This is a genomic window from Humidesulfovibrio sp. (assembly GCF_035560995.1).
Classification (GTDB): Bacteria; Desulfobacterota; Desulfovibrionia; order Desulfovibrionales; family Desulfovibrionaceae; genus Humidesulfovibrio.
The window spans coordinates 1-2891 of record NZ_DATMYK010000096.1; the positions used below are offsets into that span (position 1 = coordinate 1).

The window sequence follows — 2891 nt, forward strand, 5'->3', positions numbered from 1 at the left end:
TTCTGGCAGTACACGCACCTGAGGGCGCAGCCGGAGAAGAAAATGGTGCCGCTGCCACGCCCGTGGGGATCGGGCTGCGGGCCGCTCAGGGCCGGTTCCTCGCCCGCGTGCAGTTGGGCCAGGGCCACGCGCAGGGTGGCGTCCGCGCCGCAGAAGCCGGGCCCTTGCGACCGGACGGCCCCGCAGGCGCGCGGGCACAGGCGGCAGGGCCGCCCGGGGTCGAAAAGGGCCGGGTCGAAAATGGTCGGGCTCATGGGGCGTCCTCGCCGAATGCGTCCTTGTCGGAGTCGTGCTCTGCCTGCGCGGGGCGCGAGGCTCCGGGCTGCTCCAGCAGGAAGGCCAGCTTGGCCGCGCGCGGGCGTTTTTTGACCGCCAGCTCCAGGCGCAGGGCAGCGGACTTGTCCGCGCAGGGGGCGCTGGCGCAGAGCGCCACCGGCAGCCGGGCGCGGGTGCAGCGCGAGGCCGTGCCCGCGTTGTGCTCGGCCACGCGGCGGGGCAGGTCGAGGGTCACGCCGCAGTACAGGGCGCCATCGGCGCAGGTGAGCAGGTACACGTGCCAGGGCATGGGGCGATGATAGCCCGCACCGGCCCCCCTTGCCAAGTTCCCGCGCGGCGATATATCAGCACAGCGGCCCCCTTCGGGGCGATTCACCGCATGCACGGGGCGCAGGCCCGCAACCGGGTCCAGCGCCTGTTTTTTTCGGAGGATTGATTGTCCAAGATCACGGTTCAGAACATCGAGAAGTCTTACGGGGGCGAGGCCCTGTTCAGCGGCCTGTCCTTCGAGGCCCTGCCGGGGATGCGCCTGGCCGTGGCCGGGGCCAACGGCACGGGCAAGAGTACGCTTCTGCGCATCCTGGCCAGCCGCACCGAGCCCGAGGCCGGCAGCGTGACCATGAGCAAGGGCGCGCGCGTGGGCTATGTGGCCCAGGAACTTTCCGGCGCGGATCTCTCCGAGCCGCTGCTGGGCTGGGTGCTTTCGGCCCTGCCCAGCTGGCGCGACTTCTGGCGCGAGTGGGAGCAGGCCGTGGAGGCCAAGGACGAGGCCAAACTGCACAAGCTCTCCGAGCGGCAGGCCCGCTTCGAGGCGCAGTACGGCTACCACCCGGAGCACAAGGCCAGGGCCATCCTCTCCGGCCTGGGCTTCGAGGACGGCGACCTCTCCCGGCGCATCGAGCTGCTTTCCGGCGGCTGGCGGGAGCGCGCCAAGCTGGCCCGCGTGCTGCTGCAGGGCGCGGACATCCTGCTTCTTGACGAGCCCACCAACCACCTGGACCTGGAAGCCGTGCAGTGGCTGGAGGACTACCTCCTGGCCTTCAAGGGCACGCTCATCTTTGTGGCCCACGACCGCATCTTCCTGGAGCGCGTGGGCTCCCACGTGCTGGTGCTGGGCCTGGCCAAGCCGGTGCTGCGCGCCGGTTCCTTCAGCGATTTTCTGGCCTGGATGGCCGAGAACGCCGAGCAGCGCGAACGCGAGGCCGCCAAGATCTCCGCGCGCATCGACCACGAGGAGTCCTTCATCCGCCGCTTCCGCGTCAAGGCGCGCAAGGCCGCACAGGCCCAAAGCAAGCTCAAGAAGGTGGAGAAGCTGCAGGACGAGCTCTCGCGCCTCAAGGGCGACCAGCTGGCCGCCCGGCCCGGGCGCAGGCTTTCCTTCCGCCTGCCGGAGCCCACGCGCGGCGACAAGGTGGCCGTGAACGCCGTGGAGCTGGAGTTTCAGTACGCCAAGGAGGCCGGGTACAGCGGCAGGCAGCTCTGGCCGCGCCTCAACTTCCAGATCTTCCGGGGCCGCAAGATCGCGCTCGTGGCCCCCAACGGCGCGGGCAAATCCACGCTGCTCAAGGTGCTCACCGGCGCGCTGGCCCCCACCCATGGCTACGCCAAGCTGGGCAACAACACCCAGCTGGCCTACTTCAGCCAGCACCAGACCGAGATCCTGCGGCCCACGGGCACGGTCATCGGCGAGATGCGCCGCCTGTGCGACCCGCGCTGCAACGAAGAGCAGCTCATGGGCGTGCTGGGCCTGTTTTTGCTCGGCGAGAGCTACTTCGAGCGCCCGGTGGCCGCGCTTTCCGGCGGCGAGAAGAGCAGGCTCGTCATGGCCAGCCTGTTCCTGGGCCGGGCCAACCTGCTCATTCTGGACGAGCCCACCAACCACCTGGACCTGGAGAGCCGCGAAGGCCTCGTGGCCGCGCTCAAGGACTTCGAGGGCACGCTGTTCATGGTGGCCCACGACCGCTACCTCATGGGCGAGGTGGCCGAGGAAATCTGGGAGTTGAGCCCGACCGGCCTTGTGCAGCATCATGAAGGCTTCGAGGACTTCGACGCCAAGCGCCGCGCCGCCCTTGCCGAAGCCAAAATGGGCGCCCGGCGCGAGGCCAAAAAGGCCGAGTGCGCGCCTGTGGCGCTTGTCGAGGACGTCGAAGAGGCTTCGGGCTCCAAGCGCCTGACCAAAGAGGAAAAGCGCAAGCTGGCCGAGCAGCGCAACGCCCTGTCGCGCGCGCTTAAGCCCCTGCGCGAAGAATACGCCAAGTGCGAGAAGGACCTGGAGCGCGTGCTGCATGAGCAGGGCGAGCTGGAGGCCAAGATGAACGACCCGGCCACCTACGGCAGCGCGGGCGAGGCCTTGGCCGTGAACAACCAGTACCGCGAGGTGTCCGACTGGGCCGAGAAGCTCATGGAGCGCATGGCCGTGCTGGAAGAGAAGATGGCCGCGGTGCAGGCCGAGATGGGATTCTGCCTTGAGTCCTAAGCCCGACCTGCTCGTTGTGGCGGGCGTGGTGTGGAAGGACGGCCGCTTCCTGGGTGTGGAGCGGCCCGAGGGCAAGGCTCACGCGGGCTGGTGGGAGTTTCCCGGCGGCAAGGTGGAGCAGGGCGAGAGCCTGGAAACT

The 2891-nt window shown here is 69.1% G+C and carries 3 protein-coding genes and 1 pseudogene; 2 read left to right on the forward strand and 2 right to left on the reverse strand.

Translation table 11 applies throughout. The annotated features are described in order from the left end of the window. A pseudogene (locus VN419_RS03555) lies at nt 1–254 on the reverse strand (hypothetical protein); the annotation flags it as partial. Continuing rightward, nucleotides 251–565 carry a GIY-YIG nuclease family protein gene (locus tag VN419_RS03560; protein WP_325644515.1) on the reverse strand — a complete coding sequence of 105 codons (315 nt, stop codon included), beginning with the start codon at nt 563–565 and terminating at the stop codon, nt 251–253. The pseudogene VN419_RS03555 and the gene VN419_RS03560, both read right to left, overlap by 4 nt. Nucleotides 566–712: 147 nt before the next feature. On the opposite strand from VN419_RS03560, the gene VN419_RS03565 reads away from it, so the two are divergent. Both VN419_RS03565 and VN419_RS03570 read left to right on the forward strand, forming a co-directional pair. Continuing rightward, nucleotides 713–2752 (forward strand): ABC-F family ATP-binding cassette domain-containing protein, encoded by a 2040-nt coding sequence (locus tag VN419_RS03565; protein WP_325644516.1) that lies wholly within the window; start codon nt 713–715, stop codon nt 2750–2752. Further along, a partial coding sequence (locus tag VN419_RS03570; RefSeq protein ID WP_325644518.1) for an NUDIX domain-containing protein occupies nt 2742–2891 on the forward strand: 150 nt, incomplete at its 3' end. The genes VN419_RS03565 and VN419_RS03570, both read left to right, overlap by 11 nt.

Coding starts and splice junctions, on each gene's coding strand:
- VN419_RS03560 (WP_325644515.1), bottom strand. CDS start 565: ATGCCCTGGCACGTGTACCTGCTCACCTGCGCCGATGGCGCCCTGTAC.